Below are 4,168 nucleotides of genomic sequence, written 5' to 3'. Positions count from 1 at the left end.
ACCATCCTAGATGGTTTTAAACTAAGAACATACCCAAGACAATTTATTAAAAATTAGTTTTTACACAGTCTGTGCCATGAGCAGACATTGAAGATTCTTAATGTGTGAAGTCAATATTTGAACCCACCGGCCTTCAATACTCATGAAAGTGCCAAGCGTTGCGAACGCTGCCTTAAACGCTTTGTTATACTCATTTAGCCGACAAACTCTTCGAAGGGAAGATCAGATTCTTTCGCTAAACCTTCATCGAGCATCTCGTTGAACCATGCCTTTAAAGCTATTTGCATTTCTGGCATTGAAGATTTCCACACAGGTTTAATGTGTTTAATCCAAAGCTCAATCTCTTTTTGTGTATATGTTTGATGCTTACACAAAATACGAGTAATTCTCAGAATATCATCAGCTGCTTCTTTGTCGATTACTTGACTAGGAACTGACCAATTTTTTTGACCTAAGCAATCTGTATAAAATCCGACTTGCTTTAGCTCGTCTAGTAGCGCTGGAAAATCGTTTTTCTCGGAGTAAATACCACCGAAGTCACGCAGTTTTGTACAGCCATTTGCAACCAAATAAGGAAATACATACATCATATTCTTTTTTGTATGACTGCGATAAGCTTTCCAAGCGTCTTTGACGTCATTGCCATCTCTTGCGACTGCTAACTCACGTAAGATTGAAATTTTACCAGCCTCTTCAATTGCTAAGACAGCTAACGAATAAGCTGTCGGGTAGCTTTCAAGTTCAAACAGTTTTTCAGCGTCTCTCAATAGTCGGTTAGCGTTTTGTTGAGCAAAGTTCATTCCATCAGCAATTTCACGTGAACTGAGTGTATTTTTCCACTGTCTCAAATTTTTACTCACGATCACTCCTATGAGTTATAACGCCAGCATTTGCGGCTGGCTCGGAAACCAGTCTGCCAACATGCTCTTGTTAGCTGTCTTTCTCGTGCCAATACTTTAACTCTCTACCCGCGAGCATCTCTCTCATTTTTTTAGCTAATTCTTGATTTTTTGGTGATCCATTCTCAAAATGCTCAATGATTTTCTGTCGGAATGGCTCATGTGCTTTTCGTCGCGTCATTACTGTACTTAATGTATTAGCAGCAAGCCTGTAGGGAAATTCATTTTCCTTCATATCAGCGAGAATAGTTTTGTACTGTTCGGTAACATCTAACCAATCTTCCAAATTATCTGCTTCTTTATCAAAATGTGCAGGTGTAACTTTACTAGGAGCTTTTCCTCCAAAAATTTCTATTCCGGCTCCATCATAGGCTTTAGCGACAAGTTCAGAGCAAAATGATGACGTATCATTTCCCGACCCCATGAATACTTTGTTGTAATCTTGGGCATAAAAAAACATAGCTGCTTTTTGAAGTTTTTCGGTACTCAAACCTGCTCCTGTAATAGATTTATGTCTAATAACTCTCCATCTATTTTTACAAGCAACATCTTCATCAATCAGCAGGGTAAGGTGAACACCTTTATCACCTGTAGAATGTATAAAAACGCCATCACCCAAGCATAATTCAACATGGCTTGAACTAGCTTTTGGATAAATAACTTTTTGCAATGCAACAAGAGATGAAGACAATTTTCCTTCACCTGTTACTAATAAAACATCTCCTGGTAACACAGAACTCTCCTAGACAGCTAACAGCTTTATCAGCAGACACTTTCCCTATTTTAGCGCAAAAATGTCCTTATTTTATGAGCTCCTATTAATAGCAAAAAGCATAAGTTATTGCTAGCTATATATATTATGCTTGGGATGAGTTATTTCGTCATGTAGAAAAAGGGGAAGTATCCTCTTAGCTTTACTTAGCTGGCGGCAAATCTCCTGAATGACTATAGATCGCTCTTAGCTGCCTGTTAGGTGAAGCCCTAAGCTTTTACTTGCGTCTTCTATTCGGCGCTCTTTGCCCTGTAATACGTTTTTTATCGCGATCTTTACGCGCTTTGTTGGTGTTTTTGCGGTTATCTTTTGGTGGCTTATTTAAATCAGGTTCATAGCCTTCAAGCCATTGTGGTGTTAAGCGGGTATCAAGCAGTACTTCAATTTCTTCAAGTAGCCATTGCTCATCTAAGCTCACTAAAGACATAGCAAGGCCTTGCTCACCAGCTCGTCCTGTACGGCCAATACGATGCACATAATCTTCAGCTATGTATGGCAATTCAAAGTTAATTACGTATTTAAGTGCCGGTATGTCTAAACCGCGCGCCGCTACATCGGTGGCTACTAATACACGCGTACTGCCCTCTTTAAAGTTTTGTAATGCGCGATCGCGAGCACCCTGTGATTTATCACCATGAATAGATTCGGTTTTTAAACCATCTTTACACATTTCTTTGGCAAGCTTATCGGCCATTTGTTTAGTGCGGGTGAATATAAGCACTTGGCGCCAGTTTTTCATGCCAATCATGTGCGATACCAGTTCGCGCTTTCTGTCTTCATCTACTGCGTAAATAACTTGTTCAACCTCTACAGCAGCAGAGTTGCGCTTATCAACTTCAATAAGCTCAGGGTCTTTGAGCAATTTTTTACTCAGCTCAAATACACTGTCATCAAAGGTGGCGGAAAACAGTAAGGTTTGACGATCGCCTGGGATGTGACGCAGTATTCGTCTAATTTCGTCAATAAAACCCATATCAAGCATACGGTCTGCTTCATCAAATACTAAAGAGTCCACGCTTGAAAGCACCACACTGCCTTTCACTATATGATCAAGCAAGCGCCCTGGCGTTGCCACTATTACTTGCGCTGTTTTAAGTGCTTTAATTTGCGGGCCAATGCTTGCGCCACCATAGGCAAGTGCACCTTTTATATCTGTACCTTGTGCGTATTTTTCAAAGCTTGCAAATACTTGCTGAGCAAGCTCCCTAGTGGGCGTTAAAATAACCACACGGGCAATGCCTGGTTCGTCTTTTTTAGCGGAATTTAAAAGCTTATGTAATAGCGGCAAAACAAAAGCGGCTGTTTTACCGGTGCCAGTTTGAGCGCTGCCCATCACGTCTTTGCCCGCTAAAATTGGCGGTATAGTTTTGTGCTGAATAGCGGTAGGCGTAGTGTAATTATTTTGCTCTATTGCCGTTAATAGTAACGGGTCTAGGGCTAGTGATGAGAACGATGTGGCAGACATAAGCTTGGCTTTAAAATAACAAAGAACGCTATTATACCTGAGCTTTAGTAATAAAAAAGGCGCTCAATAGCGCCCTTTGTAAAATGAAGTATTTAAGCCGGTTTTAATGTGGCTTTACGCTCATTATAAAATGCAATTAAATCATCTACGGTGCTTTGACAGTACTCACGAATACCCGATACCACCATGTGTTTTTCACCAAAACCCACCTTTTCGCCGTTTTCGAGTAAATTAAAGCGCAAGGTTATTTTGCCGCGTTTACCAGCGTATTCAAAACTTGGCTCAGCAAACTCAAGGGTCGGTGATTTAATATCAATGTTATTAAGGTTAATTATCATTGATTCATAAATAATCATAGGCCGCGCAGGATTTATCATTACCGCTTGCTTGCCCATTAAAGGAATAATTACATGCGGGAACGCAGCACCTGAGAACTCAACATAATTTTTTATTACACTGTTTGTAAGTGTTGGGCATTTACTGGTTTTACCGTCGCGTTTAACCTTTAAAATTACTTTTTCGCCATGGTTTACATCAAACTCTTCTCCAGGTTGTTCTGGAAAATTTAGCTTGGTATTTTCATCAACCATACCGGCAAAGGTAAACTCCATTCGCTCACTAATGCCATAGCGGTCTAACACTAGAGAAAAAAGTAAGTCTCCTGGTGCGCAAAACTTTTTAGCGTCTTTATCATGAAGCGGGTTGTAGTCGTCGGCTACACATTTAGCAAAGCGACAACCTTGCTCACGAGAAATTGAAACATAATCAGCATGCTGCTGATAGTAAGGACTTAACATAGTGTGTTCACTGCTTAAACTGCTTATAACCTAGCCATACTACCAGAAAAAAAATCTTGAGAGGTCGAATCTGTTTAATAAAGGTTACAAATGGTTGTTTGTAATGGCCAAGCATATAATTTCGAGGCTTTTTAAACGTAAAAAGCCGCTTAAATTAAGTAACACCACTCGTTTAAGAACGAGTGGTGCTTTTTCGTTTATATCTAACCGGATATTTTTGTGTCTTTGCCAGCAC

At 40.0% G+C, this 4,168-nt stretch carries 4 protein-coding genes; all 4 read right to left on the bottom strand.

Going from position 1 to position 4,168, the window contains the following annotated elements:
* Positions 1-194 precede the first annotated feature (194 nt).
* A complete protein-coding gene (locus tag MTN96_RS36585; protein ID WP_069440168.1) occupies positions 195-860 on the bottom strand; it encodes an AbiV family abortive infection protein in 666 nt (221 codons plus the stop codon).
* Positions 861-930: 70 nt separating this feature from the next.
* Positions 931-1,632: a hypothetical protein gene (locus MTN96_RS36580; RefSeq protein WP_069440167.1), complete on the bottom strand. Its 702-nt coding sequence runs from the start codon at positions 1,630-1,632 to the stop codon at positions 931-933.
* 256 nt (positions 1,633-1,888) lie between these two features.
* A complete protein-coding gene (locus MTN96_RS36575) occupies positions 1,889-3,136 on the bottom strand; it encodes a DEAD/DEAH box helicase (RefSeq protein WP_069440166.1) in 1,248 nt (415 codons plus the stop codon).
* Positions 3,137-3,228: 92 nt separating this feature from the next.
* On the bottom strand, positions 3,229-3,933 hold the full coding sequence (locus tag MTN96_RS36570; RefSeq protein ID WP_069440165.1) for a DUF3581 domain-containing protein: 705 nt from the start codon (positions 3,931-3,933) through the stop codon (positions 3,229-3,231).
* Positions 3,934-4,168 lie beyond the last annotated feature (235 nt).

Source organism: Pseudoalteromonas sp. 2CM28B, from assembly GCF_023161935.1.
This window is presented reverse-complemented; position numbering and strand designations above follow the sequence as displayed.